Here is a 21,137-nt window from a genome sequence, read left to right on the forward strand (position 1 = left end):
CCCCGGCGAGGGCGTCTCCGTACGTGGCGTACGGGGGCGCCCTCAGCCGATCCGGCGGACCGGCTTCCCGTCGAGGAACGCCCGGATGTTCTCGACCGCCTGGCCGTAGTACGTCGCGTAGTTGGCGCGGGAGACGTACCCCAGGTGCGGGGTGGCCAGCAGCCGCGGGGCGGTGCGCATCGGGTGGCCGGCCGGGAGGGACTCGGTGTCGAACACGTCGATCCCGGCCCCCGCGATGGTCCCGGCGTGCAGGGCCGCGAGCAGGGCGTCCTGGTCGACGATGGCGGCCCGGCTGGTGTTGACCAGGTAGGCGGTGGGGTGCGTCCGGGCGAGTTCGGCGGCGCCGATCAGGCACCTGGCGCTCAGCGAGCGGACCCGGGGCCGTCCGGCCGTGCGGGTCGGCACCGAGAGTGGACTGCCAAGGACCCTCCGTGCGAAGGCCGTTGGCCTCGGGGACGATGGAGCGGGCGAGGCCGAGCAGCAGGGCCCAGGCCCGTTCGACCGGCGGGGTGGCGGAGCCGGCGGTTCCGCGGACGGTGACGCCGTGCTCCTCGGCGACGGTGGTGGCGGCGGACTGGAAGTCCTCGATCACGGCGCAACGCAGCTTCATGGGTGGCTGTCCGGCGGGACGGGGTCGGGCGGACAGCCCCATGATCACCCCGCCCGTCTCAGCCGCCCCAGCTCCACTCCTCCACCTCGGGCAGGTCGACGCCGTGCTCGCGGATCCAGGCGTGGTGGCGGGTGCGGACGTCGGCCATCGCCTGGCGTACGGCGACGGCGCGGACGCCGAGCCCCGGCACCCGGTCGATGACGTCCATGACCAGCCGGTAGCGGTCCAGGTCGTTGCGGACCACCATATCGAACGGCGTGGTCGTGGTGCCCTCCTCCTTGTAGCCGCGCACATGCAGGTGGGCGTGGCCGGTCCGGCGGTAGGCGAGCCGGTGGATCAGCCACGGGTAGCCGTGGTACGCGAAGATCACCGGCTTGTCGCGGGTGAACAGGGCGTCGTACTCGGCGTCCGTCATCCCGTGCGGGTGCTCCTCGTGCGGCTGCATCCGGGCGATGTCGACCACGTTGACCACGCGCACGGCCAGCTCCGGCAGATGGCGGCGGAGCAGGTCGGCGGCGGCCAGCACCTCCTGGGTGGGGACGTCCCCGGCGCAGCCGAGCACCACGTCCGGCTCGCGGCTGCCGTCCTCGGTCCCGGCCCACTCCCACGCCCCGGCCCCCCGGGCACAGTGGGCTCGGGCCTCCGCCATCGTGAGCCAGTCGAAGGTCGGCTGCTTGCCCGCCACGATCACGTTGACGTAGTCCCGGCTGCGCAGCGCGTGGTCGGCCACGGAGAGCAGGGTGTTGGCGTCCGGCGGCAGATAGACCCGTACGACCTCGGGGCTCTTGTTCAGGATGTGGTCGACGAAGCCTGGGTCCTGGTGCGAGAAGCCGTTGTGGTCCTGGCGCCAGACGTGCGAGGTGAGCAGGTAGTTGAGGGAGGCGATGGGGCGCCGCCAGGGCAGCCGTCGCGAGGTGCGCAGCCACTTGATGTGCTGGTTGACCATCGAGTCGACGATATGGGCGAACGCCTCGTAACTGGAGAAGAGGCCGTGCCGTCCGGTCAGCAGGTACCCCTCCAGCCAGCCCTGGCAGAGGTGTTCGGAGAGCACCTCCATCACCCGGCCGTCGCGGGCGAGGTGTTCGTCGGTGGGCAGGGTCTTCGCCTGCCAGGCCTTGCCGGTCGCGCGGTAGAGGTCCTGGAGCCGGTTGGAGGCGGTCTCGTCGGGGCCGACCACCCGGAAGTCGCGGCGCTCGGCGGTCGCGGCCATGATGTCCGCCAGGAGTCCGCCGAGCACCTGGGTCGGTGAGTGGGTGGCGGAGCCGGGCTTGTCGACGCGTACGGCGTGGTCCTCCAGGGCGCGGACCGGCAGGTCGCGCAGGAGGAGGCCGCCGTTGGCGTACGGGGTCGATCCGAGCCGCGCCGCTCCCTCGGGGACGCAGGCGAGGACCTGCTCGGTGGGACGGCCGTCGGCGTCGAACAGCTCCTCCGGGCGGTAGGAGCGCAGCCAGTCCTCCAGCTGCCGCAGGTGCTCGGGGTTGTCCCGGACGCCGGAGAGCGGGACCTGGTGGGAGCGCCAGGTGTTCTCGACGGGCAGTCCGTCGACCTCCCTGGGCCCGGTCCAGCCCTTGGGGGTGCGCAGGACGATCATGGGCCAGCGGGGGCGCTCGGTGGCCCCGTCCTCGCGTGCCGCGCGCTGGTGGGCGGCGATCCGCTCCACGGCGGTGTCCATCGCGGCGGCCATCGCCCGGTGGACGGTGGCCGGGTCGTCGCCGGTGACGTACAGCGGGTCGTGGCCGTAGCCGCGCAGGAGCTGGTCGAGTTCGTCCTCGGGGAGCCGGGCCAGGACCGTGGGGTTGGCGATCTTGTAGCCGTTGAGGTGGAGGACGGGCAGGACGGCCCCGTCGTGGACCGGGTCGAGGAACTTGTTGCCGTGCCAGGAGGCGGCGAGCGGTCCCGTCTCCGCCTCGCCGTCGCCGATGACGCAGGTCACCAGCAGGCCGGGGTGGTCGAAGGCGGCGCCGTAGGCGTGGGTGAGCGCGTAGCCGAGCTCGCCGCCCTCGTGGATGGAGCCGGGTGTCTCCGGGGCGACATGGCTGGGCACGCCGCCGGGGAAGGAGAACTGCTTGAAGAGCACGCCCATGCCCTCGGCGTTCCGGGGCACGTCGGGATAGGTCTCGGAGTAGCTGCCCTCCAGCCAGGAGTTGGCGAGGACGGCCGGGCCGCCGTGGCCGGGGCCCCAGACGCAGAGCGCCTCGATGCCACGGTCCTTGACGACACGGTTGAGGTGGGTGTGGACCAGGTTGAGCCCCGGTGAGGTGCCCCAGTGGCCGAGCAGCCGCGGCTTGATGTCCTCGGGGGCCAGCGGCCGGGTGAGCAGGGGGTTGGCCATCAGGTAGATCTGGCCGACGGCGAGGTAGTTGGCGGCGCGCCAGTGCGCGTCCAGCGCGGCGAGCTGCTCGTCGGAGAGGGCGGGCGGGGTGCGGGTGTCGCTCACGGAGCAGCTCTCCTCGGGGGATGACGGCGCGCGGTGGGCTGCCTGGGGCCGACCGGCCCCAGGGCTCAGGAGTTCTCGGGGCCGTACCAGAGCGTGGTCGCGTTGCAGAACTCGCGGATGCCGTGCCCGGCCAGCTCGCGCCCGTAACCGGAGCGCTTGATCCCGCCGAAGGGCAGGGCCGGGTGTGATGCGGTCATCCCGTTGAAGAAGACCCCGCCCGCCTCCAGGTCGCGGGCACACCGCTCCTGCTCCCCCGCGTCCCGGGTCCATACGTTGGAACTGAGCCCGAACGGGGTGTCGTTGGCCAGGTGTACGGCCTCGTCGAGGTCGGCGACCCGGTAGAGGGTGGCGACCGGGCCGAAGGTCTCCTCGCGGTGGATGCGCATGGCGGGGGTGATCCCGGCGAGGACGGTGGGGTTGTAGAACCAGCCGTTCTCCAGGCCGCCGCCGAGCGTGTCGGGCCGGCCGCCGCCGCAGAGCACGGTGGCACCGCGTTCGACGGCGTCGTCGACCAGCTCCTCCAGGTCGGTACGGCCCTGCTCGCTGGAGAGCGGCCCGACGTCGGTGGAATCCTCCAGCGGGTCGCCCACGGTCAGGGCCCGCATCCCGGCGGTGAAGTGCTCGGCGAACGTGTCGTACACATCGGCGTGGACGATGAACCGCTTGGCCGCGATACAGGACTGGCCGTTGTTCTGGACGCGTGCGGTGACGGCGGTGGCGGCGGCCTTCTCGACGTCGGCCGAGGGCAGGACGACGTACGGGTCGCTGCCGCCGAGCTCCAGCACGGTCTTCTTGACCTCGTCGCCCGCTGTGGAGGCGACGGCGCGGCCCGCCGGTTCGCTGCCGGTGAGGGTGGCCGCCGCGACCCGGGGGTCGCGCAGGACGGCGTCGACGGCGCCCGAGCCGATCAGCAGCGTACGGAAGCAGCCCGCCGGGAATCCGGCCCGGTGGAAGAGGTCCTCCAGGTAGAGCGCGGTCTGCGGGACGTTGGAGGCGTGCTTGAGCAGGCCCACGTTGCCCGCCATCAGCGCGGGGGCGGCGAAGCGGACCACCTGCCAGAGCGGGAAGTTCCACGGCATCACGGCGAGGACGACGCCGAGCGGGCGGTAGCGGACCAGGGCGCGCGAGGCCCCGGAATCGGTCACGTCGTCGGGGTCCGGGTGTTCGTCGGCGAGCAGGCGCTCGGCGTTGGCCGCGTACCAGCGCATCGCCTTGGCGCACTTGGCCGCCTCGGCACGGGCCGCGGTGACCGGCTTGCCCATTTCGAGGGTCATCGTGCGGGCGATGGCGTCGCGGTCCTCGTCCAGCAGGTCGGCGGCCCGGTTCAGCCAGGCGGCGCGCTGTTCGAAGGAGGTGGTGCGGTACTGCTGGAAGGTGGTGTGGGCGGCGGTGATCCTGCGCTCGGTCTCCTCCTCGCCGAGGACGTCGTAGGACCTGATCAGTTCGCCGTTCGCGGGGTTGACCGTCGCGATGGGCATGGCAGTGGCCTCCTTGCATCGGTACTTCGACGGTGCCGCGCCACATGGTCGGACGCAACGCGGCCCCTTCCGCACGTACCCGGCCGACGCGGATCATGCGTGCCGGGTGGGCACGTTCCGCGTCGGCCGGGTGGGCGGTGCCGGGTGGGGATGCTGCGGTACGCCTACACGAGCGCCGTGAGCGGGGCGCGGCGCGACTCGCGCACGCCCGGCAGCGGGGGGTAGGGCAGCAGGCCCGCGGTCTGCTGAGCCTGGGCGTAGCGGGTGAACCAGACCACCTTGCCGTCCGTGGTCCGGCAGGTGCCCCAGCTGTCGCTGAGGGCCATCACCCGGCTCAGCCCGCCACCGGCCGGGAGCAGCCGGGGCATCCGGGCACTGCTGTCGGCGACGGACACGGTGACGTGCCGTCCGGTCCAGCGGAGTTCGACGACGCACCGGTCGGTGTCGCCGACATGCCGGTGGACGTTGGTCAGGAGTTCGTCCATGGCCCGGCACACCGGCCGGACGTGGAGTTCGAGACTCCAGTGACGAAGGTGCGCGGCGACGATGCGCCGCACCTGGGAAACGCGCTCTGCCGACACCTGCAGTTCGACCGGGCAGTGCCGGTCGAGTGGAACGGTCATCGTCGAGGCTCCTCACCACGAGGCCCACCTGCTTCACCCCGTCGTACGAACGACCCCCGAACACGAAGCGTGAGCACCAATCACTTCTGGGTCACTCAACAGGGTGACCCGGGTGGACCGTCCGCGCAACAGATGAGCTGTTCGTCCTGGTGAGGGCCGTTCCGCCGGGTCCTCACAGGAGGTAGGGCAGCAGCCGGTCGGGGGTGAGCGGAAGCTCGCGCAGCCGGGCGCCGGTGGCGTGGCGGACCGCGTTCCCGATGGCGGCCGCGGTGCCGACGATGCCGATCTCGCCGATGCCCTTGGAGCCCATGGGGTTGAGGTGGCGGTCGTCCTCGTCGATCCAGTGGGCCTGGATGTCGAGGGCGTCGGCGTGGACGGGCACGTGGTAGGCGGCGAGGTCCTTGGCGGTGAAGTCGCCGAAGACCGGGTCGATGGCGGAGCCCTCGGTGAGCGCCATGCCGATGCCCATGATCATGCCGCCGGTGAACTGGGAGCGTGCGGTGCGGGCGTTGAGGATCTTCCCGGCGGCGTACACGCCGAGAAGCCTGCGGACCCGGATCTCGCCGGTGACGGAGTCGACGGCCGTCTCGGCGAAGTGGGCGCCGAAGGCGTGCCGGGCGTACGGGGATGCGGCGGCCGTCTCCTCCTCGGTGTCGGCGGTGGTGGTGAGCCCCTCGGCGGGCAGCGGACCTGGGTGTTCCGCGAGGCGGCCGGCGAGGGCGGTGGCCGCCTTGTGCACGGCCCAGCCCCATGAGGCCGTGCCGGAGGAGCCGCCGGCGAGCGGGGCGGTGGGCAGGTCGGTCGAGCCGATCCGCACGTCGACGCTCGCCACGTCGACGCCGAGGGCCGAGGCGGCGATCTGGGCGAGGACGGTCCGCGCGCCCGTGCCGATGTCGGTGGCGTTGACCTCGACCCGGAAGGTGGAGTCGGCCGCCGCGTGGGCGCGGGCGGAGGACTTGGAGACCAGGACCGGGTACGTCGCCGAGGCCACGCCCGTACCGAGGAGCCAGCGGCCCTCCTGCCGGGCGGCGGGTCGGGAGTCGCGGCCGTGCCAGCCGAAGCGCTGGGCGCCCTCGCGCAGACAGGCGGCCAGCCCCCTGCTGCTGAAGGGGCGGTCGCTGTCGGGTTCGGTGGCCGGGTCGTTGCGCAGCCGCAGTTCGACCGGGTCCAGGCCGAGGGCGGAGGCGAGTTCGTCCATGGCCGATTCCAGCGCGTACATCCCCGATGCCTCGCCGGGGGCGCGCATCCAGGAGGGGCTGGGGACGTCGAGGGCGGTCACCCGGTGGACGGTCGTGCTGTCCGGGGATCCGTACATCACACGCGCGGGTACGGCGGCCTGTTCGACGAACTCCTTGATGGTGGAGGTGTGGGTGACGATCTCCTGGGAGAGGGCCTGGAGGGCGCCGTCGAGATCGGCGCCGAGGCGCACCCGCTGGATGGTGGGGGCCCGGTGGCCGACGACCTCCGCGAGCTGGGCGCGGGGGAAGACCAGCTTGACCGGGTGGCCGGTGTGGCGGGCGGCCATGGCGGCCAGGACCGCCTGGGGCCGGGTGGTGCCCTTGGAGCCGAAGCCGCCGCCGACGTGTTCGGAGACGACGGTGATGTGGGCGGGGTCCAGACCGAAGACCCGGGCGAGGCTCTTGCGTACGGCGTCGGAGCCCTGGCTGGAGTCGTGGACGGTGAGGTGTCCGTCCTCCCACCACGCGGTGGCGGCGTGGGGCTCCATGGGGTGGTTGTGGAGCGAGGCGAGGCGGTAGGTGGCGTCGATCTGGACGGGGGCGGCGGCGAAGGACCGCTCGAAGTCGCCGCGCCTGCGGACGGCGGGGTGGCCGCCGTTGGCCTCCTCGGGCGTGTAGAGGCCCGGGTGGTCCTCGGTCAGGGTCACGTCGTGCTCGTCGCTCTCGTACTCGACGAGAAGCCGCCCCGCGCCGGTCCGGGCGGCCTCCGGGGAGTCGGCGACGACGAGGGCGATCGGCCAGCCGTGGTGCGGGACGCGGTCGCTCTGGAGGACGGCGAGGATCGGGTCGTCGGGTTCGGCGAGGGCCGCCGCGTTGTCGTGGGTGAGGACGGTGTGGACGCCGGGGACGGCGAGCGCGTCGACCGCCCGTACGGCGGTGACCCGGCCGGCGGCGATGGTGGCCGGGACCGGCCAGGCGTACAGGCAGCCGGGCGGGGTGTGCTCGGCCGCGTACCGGGCGGTGCCGGTGACCTTGTCCCGGGCCTCCCTGCGGACGACGGGCGCACCGGTGAGCTGCGGGGCGTGGGACATGGCGGCGGGGCCTCCGGTCGGTGGGGGTCAGGTGGTCGGGCCGGCCTCGGGACCGTGCGGCTCGCTGAGTTCGCCGAGGACGTCCTGGGCGACGCGGCGGACGAGGTCCACCTTGAAGGCGTTGTCGCGCAGGGGCTGTGCCTCGGCGAGTTCGGCGATCAGCGCGTGCTGGAAGGCGGCGGGTGTGGCGGGGGCGCCGAGCAGTTCGGCCTCGGCCCGGCGGGCGCGCCACGGCCGGTGGGCGACGCCGCCGAACGCCAGCGTGGCCCGCTCCACGCGGCCGGCCTCCACCTGGAGGGTGGCGGCCACGGAGACCAGGGCGAAGGCGTACGAGGCCCGGTCGCGGGCCTTGCGGTAGCGGGAGACCGTGCCGGGGACGGGCGGCGGGAGCACCACCTCGGTGATGAGTTCGCCGGGCCTGATCACGGTGTCCTGGTCGGGGTTCTCCCCCGGCAGCCGGTGGAACTCGGTGACGGGGACGGCCCGTTCGCCCTCGGGCCCCAGCAGCAGCACGGTGGCGTCGAGGGCGGCGAGGGCCACGGCCATGTCGGAGGGGTTGGTGGCCACGCACTCCGCCGAGTGCCCGAGGATCGCGAGGTCGCGGTGGGAGCCTTCGCGGGCGGGACAGCCGGAGCCGGGGAGCCGTTTGTTGCAGGGCTTGGAGACGTCCTGGAAGTAGGAGCAGCGGGTGCGCTGGAGGAGGTTGCCGCCGGTGGTGGCGGTGTTGCGGAGCTGGCCCGAGGCCCCGGCGAGGAGCGCCTGCGTGAGCACGGGATAGGCGCGGCGTACGTCGGGGTGGGCGGCGAGGTCGCTGTTGCGGACGGTGGCGCCGATCCGCAGGCCGCCGTCCGGGTCCGGGGCGACCCGGTCCAGCGGCAGCCTGGTGACGTCGACGAGGAGGCCGGGTTCCTCGACGCCGAGTTTCATGAGGTCGACGAGGTTGGTGCCGCCGCCCAGGAACCGGGCTCCGGTTCCCTCCGCGCAGAGCCGTACGGCTTCGGCGGTGGTGGTGGGTCGCTGGTAGCCGAAGGGTTTCACGGCGTCACGTCCTCGATGGCTTCGACGATCCGGGGGTAGGCCCCGCACCGGCACAGGTTGCCGCTCATCCGCTCACGGATCTCGTCCGCGTCCAGAGGGGCGGGGTTCTCGGTCAGGGCGTCGGGAGGGGTGACGTGGGACGGGTGGCCGTCGGCGGCCTCCTCGAGCATGCCGACGGCCGAGCAGATCTGCCCGGGCGTGCAGTAGCCGCACTGGAGGGCGTCGCGATCCACGAAGGCCTGTTGCAGAGGGTGCAGGGTGTCGCCGTCGGCGAGACCTTCCACCGTGGTGATCGCCGCACCGTCCTGGGCGACGGCGAGCAGCAGGCAGCTGTTGGCGCGGCGCCCGTCGACGAGGACCGTGCAGGCGCCGCACTGGCCGTGGTCGCAGCCCTTCTTGGCGCCGGTCAGACCGAGCTGTTCGCGCAGCAGGTCCAGGACCGTGGTGCGGTGGTCGAGGGTCACCTCGGTCTCTTCCCCGTTGATGCGCAGGGTCACGGTGGACCGTTCGACGGTGACCGGTTCCGGTGCGGTGACCGATTCCAGGGCGAGGGAATCCATGCTGGAACACCTTTCACTACGGGCCCCTGTCGACCCTGTTCACAGGCTCTTCGGCGTACGTGGCCCACGTCAGGGGCCTCGGCGGCGTCAGCGGTTCTCCAGCCGCAGCCGGACCTCCTGCTCCTGGTCCCCCGCGGCCGTACCGACGACGCGGACGGTGAACGCGCCGGTGAGGTGGTCCCGCAGCCGGTCGACGGCCCAGTAGCCGCCCTGGGCGTCCACCGTGACCGGGGCGGTCAGCGTCACGGGTCCGACGGCGGCCTTCGGCTCGGAGACGTCGACGGTGGTGACCCAGACGGTGGGGCGGGGGCCGCTCGTCGCGCCGGGTTCGTCGTCGGCGTCCCGGTCGGATGCGAAGGCCCTGCCGAGCACGCCGAACACGCTCCGCGCGTCCGCGAGAGCGCAGCGGCTCAGCGACACCAGCACCTCCTGGCCGGACGTGGAGTCGTCGCCGTTCCGTTCGGGGGTGCTGTTCACGGGGTTCCTTCCGTCGGGTGCCGGCCTGCGGGTCCACTCCAGGCTCACCCCGCGCCGGGCCGACGGCGACACGGGAGGGCCGAAGAGGCTATAGCTCCCGCAGGGCGGGCAGGAGGGTCTTCTCAGCCCATGCGATGAAGGACTGCTGGTGTTCCCCGCCGACCTGGACCAGTGCGATCTCGGTGAATCCCGCCTCGGTGTAGGCGCGCACCGCGTCGACGAACGTGTCGAGGTCCTGTCCGCACGGGACGGCCGACGCGACGTCCTCCTCGCGGACGAGTTCGGTCGCCTGGGCGAAGCTCTCCGGTCCGGGGAGTTCGGAGTTGACCTTCCAGCCGCCGACCGACCAGCGGAACTGCTCGTGGGCGCGGGCGATCGCGGCGTCCCGGTCGGGGTCGTAGCAGACGGGGAGCTGGCCCACGCGGGGCTTTCCGACGCCTCCGTGCCGGTCGAAGTCGTCGAGGAGTCCGCTCTTGGCCTCGGTCGCGATCACCAGGTCCGCCGCGCGCCCGGCGAGCGCGCAGGAGGCCGGGCCGGAGACGGCGACGCCGATCGGCACCCGGGTCGCGGGCAGGTCCCACAGCCGGGCGTTCTCCACGTCGAAGTGGGTGCCGTGGTGGTTGACGTTCCCGCCGTCGAAGAGGGCGCCGATGATCTCCACGGCCTCGTCGAGCATCTCCAGCCGTACGTGGGCGGCGGGCCAGCCGGCGCCGACGACGTGCTCGTTGAGGTTCTCGCCGGAGCCGAGGCCCAGCCGGAACCGGCCCTCGGCGAGGAGCTGCAGCGTCGCGGCCTTCTGGGCGACGACGGCGGGGTGGTAGCGGGTGGTCGGACAGGTCACGTACGTCATCAGGCCGATGGTCTCGGTGGCCTGCGCCGCGGCGCCGAGCACCGCCCAGGCGTACGGTGCGTGACCCTGTTCCCGGAGCCAGGGGAAGTAGTGGTCGGAGGTGACGGAGAAGTCGAATCCCGCCTTCTCCGCGGCCACCACATCCCGTACGAGCTCTCGCGGTCCGGTCTGTTCGGTCATCATCGTGTAGCCGATTCGCACCATGCGAAACGCTTTTCCCCTGAGATACCCACAAAACATGAATTGATGTGAACGGCCGACTGACTGCCTCCCGCCGGGGTATGCGGCACCCATGGACGTATCGAACGGATCCACGCAGTCACTGGCCGCCCTTCTCGCCGACGGCACGGGCACTTTGGCGGCCGTCGTCTTCCCCATCGCCGCGCTTGCCGTGGTGGGGTTGCTGATCGGCGGTTTCGTGCTGGGCAAGCGCAAGAAGGACACCGAACTGCCCCCGCCGCTCCCCGGTGAGCAGCCCAAGCAGCCGGAGGGGCGCACGCACATCGACGCGCACGACCACCACGCCTCCAACCGCTTCCCCGATGACGGCAGCGCCCTCAATCCGCACCAGTTGGACGGCCACGGCAACGAGCCGCTCCCGCCGCAGCAGGACGAGCCGCGCACCGACACGGATCGATGATCGGGCCGGCCGACGAGCACGCGCCACGGTCCTGGTCGCGCTCGCGGCCAACCCGGTGATCGCGGCGGCCAGGGCGGTGGGCGGGCTGATCTCCGGCTCGCCCGCCCCGCTGTCCGCGGCGGCCGCATCGATCTGGCTGCCGGGATCGACGGCGAGCGGGGGGAGAAGGTCTCGCTGCGCGTCCGACACGCGATGTGCGAGCGGTGGCCGCGGGCGGACCAGGTCTTCCTGGACATCACGAACGCTCCGCCGCGCATCGGTCGGTGCGCCCGTCCCGCGTTGCGCCGCCGCACCGGTCGGCCGAGGGTGGGTGCTGGACCGCAGCGGTCGCCCCCGCGCCGCACACCCGTGAGAAGGCAGTGGACCATGACCGGAAGCGAGCCCCGTAAGGCCCCCTCGGCGGCGCCCCTGACCGGCCCCGCCGCGCCGTGCTGGGTCACCCTGATGACCCGGGACCTTCAGGCCGCCCAGCGGTTCTACGGCGCCGTCCTGGGCTGGTCGTTCCGTCCGGGGAAGCTCGACGCGGAGTTCTCCGTGGCCCGCCGGGGCGACATCCCGGTCGCGGGCATCTTCGCGGTCTCGACCGCGTACCAGGTCGCGGTGGCCTGGACACCGTACTTCGCGGTGGCGGACGCGAATGTGGCCGCCGCCCGGGTCCGGGAGCGCAGCGGGACGGTGGCGGTGGGGCCGCTGACGCTCGGCAAGGGACGCGGCGTACTGGCCTCCGACCGGGACGGTGCACCGTTCGGCCTCTGGGAGCGCACCGAACCGGCCACCTCCCCGCCGGCCCCCGACGACCACGCGCACGCCTGGCTGCGGCTGCGGACCCGCAACGCCTTCGACGCGGCGATCTTCTACGGCGAGGTACTCGACTGGGCGAGCGGACGTCCGGGATGCTGCGACGTCGCGTACGAGGGCGAGGAGGTCATCGTGCGGTGCGAGGGGCGCCCGCTGGCCCGGATCAGCTCCGGGGCGGTGGAGGCCGCCGTCGATCCGCTGGTACGCCCGCACTGGCAGGTGCAGTTCCCGGTGGAGGACGTCCCCGTCACGGTCGCGGAGGCCGAACGGCAGGGCGGCTCCCTCGTCGAGGAACGGGCCTTCCTCGGCGGCCGGGAAGCCACCCTGCGGGACCCCGACGGCGCACTGTTCACAGTGACGGGCGTGCGGGGCCCGGAGAGCTGAGCGGCTCTAGTCCTCCGGGTCGCCGGGCGGGTCGTCCGCACGCGGTCCGGAGCGGCCGCGGGCCAGCGCCCAGAGGGGGAAGATGAACCAGCAGGCCAGGAACCACAGCGCTATCCCGCCGACCAGCCACAGGGCGAACGTGTCATGCAGGGCGACCCGCAGGATCAGCAGCAGGGTGGAGCACATCGTCAGGAACAGCAGCACCAGCCCGGCGATGGTCATGCGGGAGGCCCAGATGACCGTCTCCGCCTTCATCCTGCGTCCGGTGAGCAGCCGGTGATAGGTGACGGGGCCGATCAGCGCGGCGACGGTCGCCGAGCCGAGCACCACCGTGACGATGTAGATGTCGCGGTCCACCTCGGGAAGGGCGGCGAACCTCGGCTGGAACACCACCGCGAGGAGAAAGCCGAAGAGGATCTGCACCCCGGTCTGGGCGACGCGCAGTTCCTGGAGGAGTTCGGTCCACTGCCGGTCCGCCCGCTCCTCCTCGGTTTCCTCGCGGCCTCTGCCATTGGTCGTTGACACGGACACTCTCCTCGACTTCGACGCGACCGGGAGCACTGATACACCCATTCGATTCGGGGCTACTGGTGCCCCGGCCGCACGGGCTCAATCCCACCGGCGAGGTGCGCGATTCCCACTCGACCGGACGGCCCCGTCCGCCTGGAGTCGCGTCCACGGCATCGCGCGCCGGTCACCGTCCGGGTGAGGCGTGGAGGTAGCCCGCGAGATGCCCGTCGGAGGCATTCCACCGTGTCGGCCGAGCTGAACCACACCATCATTCACTCCCGCGACAACCGCGAGTCCGCCGAGTTCCTGGCGGATCTGCTGGGCCTGGAGATCGGACCGGAGTGGGGCCCGTTCATCCCCGTCGTCCTGGCGAACAGCGTCACGCTGGACTTCGCGACGGTTCCCGAGGAGTCGATCACCTCGCAGCACTACGCCTTCCTCATCTCGGAGGCGGAGTTCGACGCGGCGTTCGGCAGGATCCAGGAGCTGGGCATCGCGTACTACGCGGATCCCCATATGAAGCGCCCGGGCCGGATCAACCACAACGACGGCGGCCGGGGCGTCTACTTCCCCGATCCGAGCGGTCACGGCATGGAGCTCATCACCCGCCCCTACGGCGGCTGAGCGCGGCGTTCAGCGCCCGACGGGGAGCAGGAGCTCGGGGCGGTCCCACATGACCGCGGGCGGGTTGGCGCGGACGGTGCCGGCGGGTTCGGCGCCGACCGCGCGGTAGAAGCCCTCGGCGGGCGGGTGGGACACGATCCGGACTCCGGTGAGCCCCGCCCGCCCCGCCTCCTCGCGCAGATGGCCGACGAGGAGGCGCCCGACGCCGAGCCCCTGTGCCTCGTCGGCGACGAACATCAGGTCGAGTTCGGGCGGCTGGAGGATCAGCGCGTAGAAGCCGAGAACCCGGTCGTCGTCGCGGCCGGCGGCGACGAAGACCCGGTGCGCCTCGATGTAGTCCGGTCCTACGCGGTATCCGGCGACCATCGGGGCGTACGGGCCCTCGTAGGCGCGTGAGGTCCGCACCAGCCGGGTGAGCCTGCGGGCGTCACGTGCTGTGGCCCGGCGGACCAGGAGGTCCGGACGGTGCGGGCCCCGTCCGGAGTGCGTAATGCCTGATCTCATACGTCGAATATTACGTACGACGACGGAATCCCGGACGCACACAATACATGCACGGTACACGCATCACTCCTGCGGATCGCGGCGCATGAACGGCTGTTCGGGGGTACACGGACCCCTGCACCTCGCCCGGTGGTTGCTCCCCCGGGCCCGGACCGAAAGGGGTTGACCACTGTGCGACGACGAAGCTGCGTACCGGCCGATGAGCGGTGGGGGCGGTAACCGTGACAACAGTGATCATCATCATCGCCGTGGCCCTCGTGGTGGCCGCCGCCGTCTACTTCTTCCTGGTGCGCGGAGGTTCCGTCGGCGGGGGCCACAGTCTGCGCAGCCGGTTCGGCCCCGAGTACGACCGGGTCGTCGCCCGGCACGACGGCGACACCAAGGCGGCCGAGCAGGAGCTCGGTGAGCGGGTGAAGCTCCACGGCGACCTGGAGAGGCGGCCGCTGACCGAGGCGGCCCGCGCCGACTACACCGCCCGTTGGGCCCGCACCCAGGAGCAGTTCGTCGAGTCGCCGCAGCAGGCGCTCGACGAGGCGGACGCGCTGCTGGCCGACCTCTCCCGCGACCGTGGCTTCCCGGCCGGTGAGAGCTTCGAGGACCGCACCGCCGCGCTCTCCGTCCACCACGCCCGTCATGTCGAGGGCTACCGCAGGGTGCACACCGCGCGGAACGACGGCACCGGCACCGAGGAGATGCGCGAGGCATTCGTCGAGGCCCGCGGCCTCTTCGACGCTCTCCTGGAGGACGGCCCGGCCACCCGCGACCACAGCAACCGACAGCTCACGAAGGGACGGGGCACATCATGACGCAGACTCCGAACACCGCCGGGAACACCGGCAGCACGCCGACCACGCCCACACCGTCGACCGGGTCCGAGCGCGTCCCGCCGGTGACGCCTCCCGGCAACGCCCTCGGCACGCCCGTTCCGCCGACGGCCGCCAAGCCCTCCGGCTCCCCGCCGACGACCGGCACGACCACCGGCGCGTCCGATCCGGCACCGGCCACCACGGCCGACAAGACGCACACCGGCACCGGCCGCACCGACGCGGTCCGCCCGGACTCCGCTCGTGCGGACTCCGACCGCGTGGAGTCCGACCGCGTGGACGCGCGCCGGGAGACCGGCCGTACGACGGACTCCTCCCACTCCCCCGGCACCGACTCGGCGAAGGCCAACGGCCGTCCGTTGTTCGCCGCCGAGGAGCGGGAGAAGTTCGACGCCCGCATCCACCAGGCGGTGGCCGGCTTCGTGGAGAACCCCCGCCAGGCGGTGCAGGAGGCCGACGCCACGTTCGACGAGGTCGTCACCGGACTCACGAAGGCCCTGGCCGAACGGTCCCGGCTGCTGCGCGCCGACCGCGACGGCGAGCGGTCCGAGGCCGGGACGGAGGATCTGCGGATCGCCCTCCAGCAGTACCGCGATCTGACGGAACGCCTCCTCCGCCTCTGAGCGGTGAGCGCACGATGACCGCACGCGAGGGGCGGTCCGACCGGGTACGTACCGGCCGGACCGCCCCTCGCGGTGTGCGGGCCCGCCCCGCCCGGGCCGCCGGGGTTCAGCCGGTGATCACCAGCCCCTCGCGCAGCCGGTCCAGCACGGGTCCGGGGATGCGCAGCCCTGTGCGTACGTAGCCGTCGAGGCCGCCCCACCGCTCGTCCATCGCGTCGAGGGCCACGTCGAGGTAGCGGGGGCGGACCTCGACGATCGCCGCCGCGACGGCCGGGTCGCCGCCGCCGTCCAGGAACTTCTGGACGTACGGGGCGAACGCGGCCCGCACGGCCGGGTTCACGGCCAGGAAGTCCCGCCGCACGGTCTCCCGGGAAGCGCCCAGGATCATCAGCAGGACGGCCGCCGCCCAGCCGGTGCGGTCCTTGCCCGCCGTGCAGTGGAAGAGCACCGGCCGCGCGCCCGGGTCCGCGGCGGTCTCCAGGAAGGCCCGGTAGGCGGCCGCCGCGCCGGGCGAGAGCACCATCTTGCGGTAGGTCTCGGCGAACAGTTCCTCGGCCCGGCCGCCGCCCAGCGCGCGCTCCGCCTCGGCCGGATCGGCGAGCAGCGCCTTGAGCCTGGCCGGTGCCACACCCGGGTGGTCACCGAGGACATCGGCGACGAAGAGCCGGGCCCGGTCCGGGAGCCGGTCGGGGGCCCACTGCCGTTCGTCGGCCGTGCGCAGATCGACGACCGTACGGATACCGAGCGCGGCCACCGCACGGTCGCGCGCCGGATCCAGCTCGCTCAGCTGCCCCGAACGGAACAGTACGCCCTGCCGCACCCGGCGGTCACGGCCCAGGGAGACACCCCCCAGGTCGCGCAGATTGACAACGGTGGCGGCCGGAACGGTCCGGGCGGTCTGCACGATGAACTGCCTCTTTCCCTGATGAGAACGCCTAGGGCCCCTTCGGCCCAACGACCCACCGGCCCACCGGCCGGAACTCAGTCCGCCAGCAGATTGGCCTTCTGCTCGGCGAACTCCTCGTCCGTGAGCACCTCCCGCCGCCACAGCTCGGCGAGCCGCTCCAGCCGGGTGATGATGTCGTCGCCCTCCGCCGCTTCGTCCGCGACCGCCCCCGCCGTACCGAAGCGCTCATGGGCGACGAAGACCCCGCCCGCCTCCCGGAAGGCGAGGGCGAGCTGCGAGGTCCACAGGTCCTCCCGGACGACGAGGGCGACCGCCTCACCCTGCGGCACGCTCCCCTCCAGCACCTCGACGTTCCCGGCGTCCAGCGCCACGGCCGCCCCGCCCGCCTCCGTACCGGCGGGAACGGTCCCCTCCGGGTCCAGGTCCCGCAGCTCCACCGGGGTCAGCGGGCCGCCCCCGGCGCGGCGCAGAAAGGCCAGATCGGAGGCGCGTACGGCGCCCGACGCCACGGCATCGGCCAGGACGGGGACCACGGCCCCGGTGAAGCCGCTGCCGGGGAAGGCGATGACGAGGTGTTCCACAGGTCCGACGGCCACGGTCGCGTCCTCTCCGCATCCCGGCGGCCATGAGGGCTCCGGGGTGGATACGGGCATTCCAAAAATTACGTAAGAAACGGGAAAACTCAGCACATAATATGCATCAACTGTCGAATTCACCCTGTTGTCGATAATGGCCGTGTTGCGCCTCACCCGCCCCGGCTTCCGGTTGCGTGGCGGCGTCCGTCCGGTAACGCGACGTCAAGTGAGCGACCACAAGCGGACCGGAGAGGGCAAGGTCACAGCACGTGCCCCTGCTGCTCGTCGCCCGTGCTGGCCTAGCATCTGACCATGACGGTCCAGCCTGCTGACGGGCTCTCTCCGGCCGCCGCGTTCCCCGACCCCTCCCACGACCAGTGGCAGAGCCTCGTCGAAGGCGTTCTGCGCAAGTCGGGCAAGGAAGTCTCGGGCTCGGCCGCCGAGGAAGCGCTGTCCACCACATTGGAGGACGGGCTCACCACCCGGCCCCTCTACACCGCGCACGACACCTCGCCGGACACCGGGTTCCCCGGCTTCGCGCCCTTCACCCGGGGCAGCAGGGCCGAAGGGAACGCGGCGGGCGGCTGGGACGTACGCCAGCGCCACGCCCTCACCGATCCCGCCCGCCTCAACGAGGCGGTGCTGGGCGATCTGGAGAACGGGGTCACCTCGCTCTGGCTCACCGTGGGCGGCCCGGCCGGTATCCCCGTGGGCTCCCTCGCCCGCGCGCTGGACGGCGTCTACCTGGACCTGGCGCCCGTCGTCCTGGACGCCCCGGCCGACCTGGACGCCGCCGCCACCGAGTTGCTGCGGCTGTACGAGGAGCGCGGCGTCGCCAAGGGCGAGGCGCGGGGGACGCTGGGCGCCGACCCGCTCGGCCACGAGGCCAGGACCGGCGTCGAGGCGGACCTCACCGCCGCCGTCCGCTGGGCGAAGGTCTGCGGCGCGGAGTACCCGGGGGTGCGGGCGATCGCCGTGGACGCGCTGCCGTACCACGAGGCCGGCGGTTCGGCCGCCGAGGAGCTGGGGCTCTCCCTGGCGGCCGGCGTCGCCTATCTGCGGGCGCTGACCGCGGCCGGGTTCGGTGTCGAAGAGGCCTGTGCCCAGCTGGAGTTCCGTTACGCGGCCACCGCCGACCAGTTCCTGACGATCGCCAAGCTGCGGGCAGCGCGCCGGCTGTGGGCGCGGGTCACCGAGGCGTCGGGGGCGCCCGGGGCGGGCGGACAGCGCCAGCACGCCGTGACCTCACCGGTGATGATGACGCGCCGCGACCCGTGGGTGAACATGCTGCGCACCACGCTCGCCACGCTGGGCGCGGGGGTGGGCGGCGCCGACTCGGTCACCGTCCTGCCGTTCGATCACGCGCTGGGCCTGCCCGACGCGTTCGCCCGCAGGATCGCCCGCAACACCTCCACGATCCTGATGGAGGAGTCGCATCTGGCCCGGGTCGTCGACCCGGCGGGCGGCTCCTGGTACGTGGAGCGGCTCACCGATGAACTGGCCGCGTCCGCCTGGGTGTTCTTCCAGGAGACCGAGCGGGCGGGCGGGCTGCCCGCAGCGCTGCACTCGGGGATGGTCGCCGAGCGGCTCGCCGCCACCTGGGCGGCGCGCAGCGCGAAGCTGGCCCGCCGCAAGGAGCCGGTGACCGGGGTCAGCGAGTTCCCGATGCCGTCCGAGCGGCCGGTGGAGCGCGAGCCGGCGCCCGATCCGTACGCCGGCGCCCCGGGCGGTCTGCCCCGGGTCCGCCGCGACGAGGCGTTCGAGGCGCTGCGCGCCCGGTCGGACGCGCATCTCGCGGCGACCGGCGAGCGGCCCAAGGTGTTCATCGCCGCGCTGGGGCCGGCCGCCGCGCACACCGCGCGGGTCTCGTTCGCCGTCAACCTCTTCGGGGCGGGCGGGATCGAGGCGGTGCACCGGCCGGTGTCGGTGGACGCGGCCACGGCCGCCGACGCCCTGACCGCCTCCGGTGCGCGCGTCGCCTGTCTCTGTTCGTCGGACGCCCTGTACGCCGAGCAGGCGGCCGAGGTGGCCGGGGCGCTGAAGTCGGCGGGCGCTGCGCAGGTGTTCCTGGCCGGACGCCCCGGCGAGTACGCCGGTGTCGACTCCTACGTCTTCGCGGGCTGCGACACCATCGCCGTTCTCACCTCCGTACTCGACCGCATGGGAGTGGCGTGATGCAGACATCGCCCACGGAACAGAAATCCTCCGTTCCCGACTTCTCCGAGGTCCCGCTGGAGTCGCCCGCTCCCCCGGCCGGCTCCGCCGAGGAGTGGCAGGCGGCCGTAGCGAAGGCGGCCGACGGCTCCGAGGCCCCGCTTTGGGAGACGCCCGAGGGCATCACGGTCAAGCCGCTCTACACGGGCGAGGACCTGGAGGGCCTGGACGCGCTGCACTCGTACCCGGGCATCGCCCCGTATCTGCGCGGTCCGTACCCGACGATGTACGTCAACCAGCCCTGGACGATCCGTCAGTACGCCGGTTTCTCCACGGCCGAGGAGTCCAACGCCTTCTACCGGCGCAACCTCGCGGCCGGGCAGAAGGGCCTCTCCGTCGCCTTCGACCTGCCGACCCACCGGGGGTACGACAGCGACCACCCCCGCGTCACCGGCGACGTCGGTATGGCCGGGGTGGCGATCGACTCGATCTACGACATGCGTCAGCTGTTCGACGGCATCCCGCTGGACCGGATGTCGGTGTCGATGACGATGAACGGCGCGGTGCTCCCCGTGCTGGCGCTGTACATCGTGGCCGCAGAGGAGCAGGGCGTACCGCCGGAGAAGCTGGCCGGGACCATTCAGAACGACATTCTGAAGGAGTTCATGGTCCGCAACACCTACATCTATCCGCCGACCCCGTCGATGCGGATCATCTCCGACATCTTCGCGTTCACCTCGCAGAAGATGCCGCGCTACAACTCCATCTCGATTTCCGGCTATCACATCCAGGAGGCGGGTGCGACGGCCGATCTGGAGCTGGCGTACACGCTGGCCGACGGGGTGGAGTATCTGCGCGCCGGGCAGGAAGCGGGCCTGGACGTCGACGCGTTCGCGCCCCGGCTGTCGTTCTTCTGGGCGATCGGGATGAACTTCTTCATGGAGGTCGCCAAGTTGCGGGCGGCCCGGCTGCTCTGGGCGCGCCTGGTCAAGCAGTTCGACCCCAAGAACCCCAAGTCCCTCTCGCTGCGCACCCATTCGCAGACCTCTGGCTGGTCGCTGACCGCGCAGGACGTGTTCAACAACGTCACGCGTACGTGTGTGGAGGCGATGGCGGCGACGCAGGGGCACACCCAGTCGCTGCACACCAACGCGCTGGACGAGGCGCTGGCGCTGCCCACCGACTTCTCGGCGCGGATCGCGCGTAACACCCAGCTCCTGCTCCAGCAGGAGTCCGGTACCTGCCGGGTCATCGACCCGTGGGGGGGCAGCGCGTACGTGGAGAAGCTGACGCGCGACCTGGCGGACCGGGCCTGGCAGCACATCGAGGAGGTGGAGGCGGCCGGCGGGATGGCGAAGGCCATCGACGCGGGCATCCCCAAGCTCCGGGTGGAGGAGGCGGCCGCCCGGACACAGGCGCGGATCGACTCCGGGCGGCAGCCGGTGATCGGGGTGAACAAGTACCGGGTGGAGACCGACGAGAAGATCGACGTGCTCAAGGTCGACAACTCCTCGGTGCGCACCCAGCAGATCGAGAAGCTGCGGCGGCTGCGCGAGGAGCGCGACGAGGTGGCCTGCCAGGAGGCGCTGCGGGCGCTGACGTCGGCAGCGGAGCGCGACCCGGGTCCGGGGCTCGAGGGCAACCTGCTGGCGCTGGCGGTCGACGCGGCGCGGGCGATGGCCACGGTCGGCGAGATCTCGGACGCGCTGGAGAAGGTGTACGGGCGGCACGCCGGGCAGATCCGTACGATCTCCGGTGTGTACCGCAAAGAGGCAGGGGATTCCCCTTCGGTGGACCGCACGCGCGCGCTGGTCGACGCGTTCGAGGAGGCGGAGGGGCGCCGTCCGCGCATCCTGGTCGCCAAGATGGGCCAGGACGGCCACGACCGGGGCCAGAAGGTGATCGCCACGGCCTTCGCCGACCTGGGCTTCGACGTGGACGTCGGCCCGCTGTTCCAGACGCCGGGCGAGGTGGCGCGGCAGGCGGTGGAGGCGGACGTGCACATCGTGGGCGTCTCCTCGCTGGCGGCCGGGCACCTCACCCTGGTGCCGGCGCTGCGGGAGGAGCTGGCAGCCGAGGGGCGCGAGGACATCATGATCGTGGTGGGCGGGGTCATTCCGCCGCAGGACATCGAGGCCCTGCACGAGGCGGGGGCGGCCTCGGTCTTCCCGCCGGGGACGGTGATCCCGGACGCGGCCCACGACCTGGTGACGCGGCTCGGTGCCGCGCTCGGCCACGAGCTGTGAGCCGCT

The 21,137-nt window shown here is 72.5% G+C and carries 19 protein-coding genes and 1 pseudogene; 7 read left to right on the forward strand and 13 right to left on the reverse strand.

All coding sequences use genetic code 11. The features are described 5' to 3' along the window. Positions 1 to 42 precede the first annotated feature (42 nt). From D6270_RS01055 to D6270_RS01095, 9 genes and pseudogenes are all read right to left on the reverse strand, one after another. Positions 43 to 556, reverse strand: a pseudogene (locus D6270_RS01055) (NAD(P)-dependent oxidoreductase); the annotation flags it as partial. A 112-nt stretch (positions 557 to 668) separates the two neighbouring features. Next, complete coding sequence (locus tag D6270_RS01060; RefSeq protein WP_109167669.1) at positions 669 to 3,047, reverse strand: phosphoketolase family protein; 2,379 nt, start codon at positions 3,045 to 3,047, stop codon at positions 669 to 671. A gap of 65 nt (positions 3,048 to 3,112) precedes the next feature. After that, positions 3,113 to 4,525, reverse strand: coding sequence for an NADP-dependent succinic semialdehyde dehydrogenase (locus D6270_RS01065; protein WP_109167668.1), 1,413 nt, complete (start codon positions 4,523 to 4,525; stop codon positions 3,113 to 3,115). A 164-nt stretch (positions 4,526 to 4,689) separates the two neighbouring features. Continuing rightward, positions 4,690 to 5,148 (reverse strand): ATP-binding protein, encoded by a 459-nt coding sequence (locus D6270_RS01070; protein ID WP_109167667.1) that lies wholly within the window; start codon positions 5,146 to 5,148, stop codon positions 4,690 to 4,692. A 172-nt stretch (positions 5,149 to 5,320) separates the two neighbouring features. After that, positions 5,321 to 7,417: a xanthine dehydrogenase family protein molybdopterin-binding subunit gene (locus tag D6270_RS01075; RefSeq protein ID WP_109167666.1), complete on the reverse strand. Its 2,097-nt coding sequence runs from the start codon at positions 7,415 to 7,417 to the stop codon at positions 5,321 to 5,323. A 27-nt stretch (positions 7,418 to 7,444) separates the two neighbouring features. Then, positions 7,445 to 8,455 carry an FAD binding domain-containing protein gene (locus D6270_RS01080; protein WP_109167665.1) on the reverse strand — a complete coding sequence of 337 codons (1,011 nt, stop codon included), beginning with the start codon at positions 8,453 to 8,455 and terminating at the stop codon, positions 7,445 to 7,447. Further along, complete coding sequence (locus D6270_RS01085; protein WP_109167664.1) at positions 8,452 to 9,015, reverse strand: (2Fe-2S)-binding protein; 564 nt, start codon at positions 9,013 to 9,015, stop codon at positions 8,452 to 8,454. Before D6270_RS01085 ends, D6270_RS01080 begins: the two co-directional genes overlap by 4 nt. Before the next feature lie 87 nt (positions 9,016 to 9,102). Further along, positions 9,103 to 9,492, reverse strand: a complete 390-nt coding sequence (locus tag D6270_RS01090; RefSeq protein WP_109167663.1) for a hypothetical protein — start codon at positions 9,490 to 9,492, stop codon at positions 9,103 to 9,105. Between the two features lie 88 nt (positions 9,493 to 9,580). Beyond that, positions 9,581 to 10,546 carry an LLM class F420-dependent oxidoreductase gene (locus D6270_RS01095; RefSeq protein ID WP_109167662.1) on the reverse strand — a complete coding sequence of 322 codons (966 nt, stop codon included), beginning with the start codon at positions 10,544 to 10,546 and terminating at the stop codon, positions 9,581 to 9,583. Between the two features lie 88 nt (positions 10,547 to 10,634). On the opposite strand from D6270_RS01095, the gene D6270_RS01100 reads away from it, so the two are divergent. Together D6270_RS01100 and D6270_RS01110 are read left to right on the forward strand one after the other, a co-directional pair. After that, positions 10,635 to 10,982, forward strand: a complete 348-nt coding sequence (locus tag D6270_RS01100) for a DUF6479 family protein (RefSeq protein WP_109167661.1) — start codon at positions 10,635 to 10,637, stop codon at positions 10,980 to 10,982. Positions 10,983 to 11,348: 366 nt separating this feature from the next. Continuing rightward, positions 11,349 to 12,164: a VOC family protein gene (locus tag D6270_RS01110; RefSeq protein WP_109167659.1), complete on the forward strand. Its 816-nt coding sequence runs from the start codon at positions 11,349 to 11,351 to the stop codon at positions 12,162 to 12,164. A 6-nt stretch (positions 12,165 to 12,170) separates the two neighbouring features. Here D6270_RS01110 and D6270_RS01115 read toward each other — a convergent pair whose 3' ends face one another. Then, positions 12,171 to 12,689: a DUF6328 family protein gene (locus tag D6270_RS01115; protein ID WP_109167658.1), complete on the reverse strand. Its 519-nt coding sequence runs from the start codon at positions 12,687 to 12,689 to the stop codon at positions 12,171 to 12,173. A gap of 228 nt (positions 12,690 to 12,917) precedes the next feature. Between D6270_RS01115 and D6270_RS01120 the strand changes: the two genes are divergently transcribed. Continuing rightward, positions 12,918 to 13,298 (forward strand): VOC family protein, encoded by a 381-nt coding sequence (locus D6270_RS01120; protein WP_109167657.1) that lies wholly within the window; start codon positions 12,918 to 12,920, stop codon positions 13,296 to 13,298. A gap of 9 nt (positions 13,299 to 13,307) precedes the next feature. Here the strand turns inward: D6270_RS01120 and D6270_RS01125 are convergent, their stop codons facing one another. Then, positions 13,308 to 13,802 (reverse strand): GNAT family N-acetyltransferase, encoded by a 495-nt coding sequence (locus tag D6270_RS01125; RefSeq protein WP_109167656.1) that lies wholly within the window; start codon positions 13,800 to 13,802, stop codon positions 13,308 to 13,310. Between the two features lie 221 nt (positions 13,803 to 14,023). Here D6270_RS01125 and D6270_RS01130 point away from each other — a divergent pair, with 221 nt between their 5' ends. Together D6270_RS01130 and D6270_RS01135 are read left to right on the forward strand one after the other, a co-directional pair. Then, positions 14,024 to 14,608, forward strand: coding sequence for a hypothetical protein (locus D6270_RS01130; protein WP_109167655.1), 585 nt, complete (start codon positions 14,024 to 14,026; stop codon positions 14,606 to 14,608). Next, positions 14,605 to 15,249 carry a hypothetical protein gene (locus D6270_RS01135; RefSeq protein ID WP_109167654.1) on the forward strand — a complete coding sequence of 215 codons (645 nt, stop codon included), beginning with the start codon at positions 14,605 to 14,607 and terminating at the stop codon, positions 15,247 to 15,249. The genes D6270_RS01130 and D6270_RS01135 overlap by 4 nt, the downstream gene beginning before the upstream one ends. 106 nt (positions 15,250 to 15,355) lie before the next feature. Here the strand turns inward: D6270_RS01135 and D6270_RS01140 are convergent, their stop codons facing one another. Continuing rightward, positions 15,356 to 16,153, reverse strand: a complete 798-nt coding sequence (locus D6270_RS01140) for a tyrosine-protein phosphatase (RefSeq protein ID WP_109167653.1) — start codon at positions 16,151 to 16,153, stop codon at positions 15,356 to 15,358. Positions 16,154 to 16,230: 77 nt separating this feature from the next. Next, entirely contained in the window at positions 16,231 to 16,752 is a 522-nt protein-coding gene (locus D6270_RS01145) for an SHOCT domain-containing protein (protein ID WP_109167652.1), read from the reverse strand. A 291-nt stretch (positions 16,753 to 17,043) separates the two neighbouring features. Here D6270_RS01145 and D6270_RS01150 point away from each other — a divergent pair, with 291 nt between their 5' ends. Both D6270_RS01150 and scpA read left to right on the forward strand, forming a co-directional pair. Beyond that, complete coding sequence (locus tag D6270_RS01150; RefSeq protein WP_109167651.1) at positions 17,044 to 18,906, forward strand: methylmalonyl-CoA mutase family protein; 1,863 nt, start codon at positions 17,044 to 17,046, stop codon at positions 18,904 to 18,906. Continuing rightward, positions 18,906 to 21,131, forward strand: coding sequence for a methylmalonyl-CoA mutase (gene scpA, locus D6270_RS01155; protein WP_109167650.1), 2,226 nt, complete (start codon positions 18,906 to 18,908; stop codon positions 21,129 to 21,131). The genes D6270_RS01150 and scpA overlap by 1 nt, the downstream gene beginning before the upstream one ends. Positions 21,132 to 21,137: the final 6 nt, after the last annotated feature.

This window comes from Streptomyces griseus subsp. griseus (genome assembly GCF_003610995.1).
Taxonomy (GTDB): domain Bacteria; phylum Actinomycetota; class Actinomycetes; order Streptomycetales; family Streptomycetaceae; genus Streptomyces.

Coding starts and splice junctions, on each gene's coding strand:
- D6270_RS01110 (WP_109167659.1), top strand. CDS start 11,349: ATGACCGGAAGCGAGCCCCGTAAGGCCCCCTCGGCGGCGCCCCTGACC.
- D6270_RS01065 (WP_109167668.1), bottom strand. CDS start 4,525: ATGCCCATCGCGACGGTCAACCCCGCGAACGGCGAACTGATCAGGTCC.
- D6270_RS01125 (WP_109167656.1), bottom strand. CDS start 13,802: ATGAGATCAGGCATTACGCACTCCGGACGGGGCCCGCACCGTCCGGAC.
- D6270_RS01095 (WP_109167662.1), bottom strand. CDS start 10,546: ATGGTGCGAATCGGCTACACGATGATGACCGAACAGACCGGACCGCGA.
- D6270_RS01085 (WP_109167664.1), bottom strand. CDS start 9,015: ATGGATTCCCTCGCCCTGGAATCGGTCACCGCACCGGAACCGGTCACC.
- scpA (WP_109167650.1), top strand. CDS start 18,906: ATGCAGACATCGCCCACGGAACAGAAATCCTCCGTTCCCGACTTCTCC.
- D6270_RS01100 (WP_109167661.1), top strand. CDS start 10,635: ATGGACGTATCGAACGGATCCACGCAGTCACTGGCCGCCCTTCTCGCC.
- D6270_RS01150 (WP_109167651.1), top strand. CDS start 17,044: ATGACGGTCCAGCCTGCTGACGGGCTCTCTCCGGCCGCCGCGTTCCCC.
- D6270_RS01135 (WP_109167654.1), top strand. CDS start 14,605: ATGACGCAGACTCCGAACACCGCCGGGAACACCGGCAGCACGCCGACC.
- D6270_RS01070 (WP_109167667.1), bottom strand. CDS start 5,148: ATGACCGTTCCACTCGACCGGCACTGCCCGGTCGAACTGCAGGTGTCG.
- D6270_RS01075 (WP_109167666.1), bottom strand. CDS start 7,417: ATGTCCCACGCCCCGCAGCTCACCGGTGCGCCCGTCGTCCGCAGGGAG.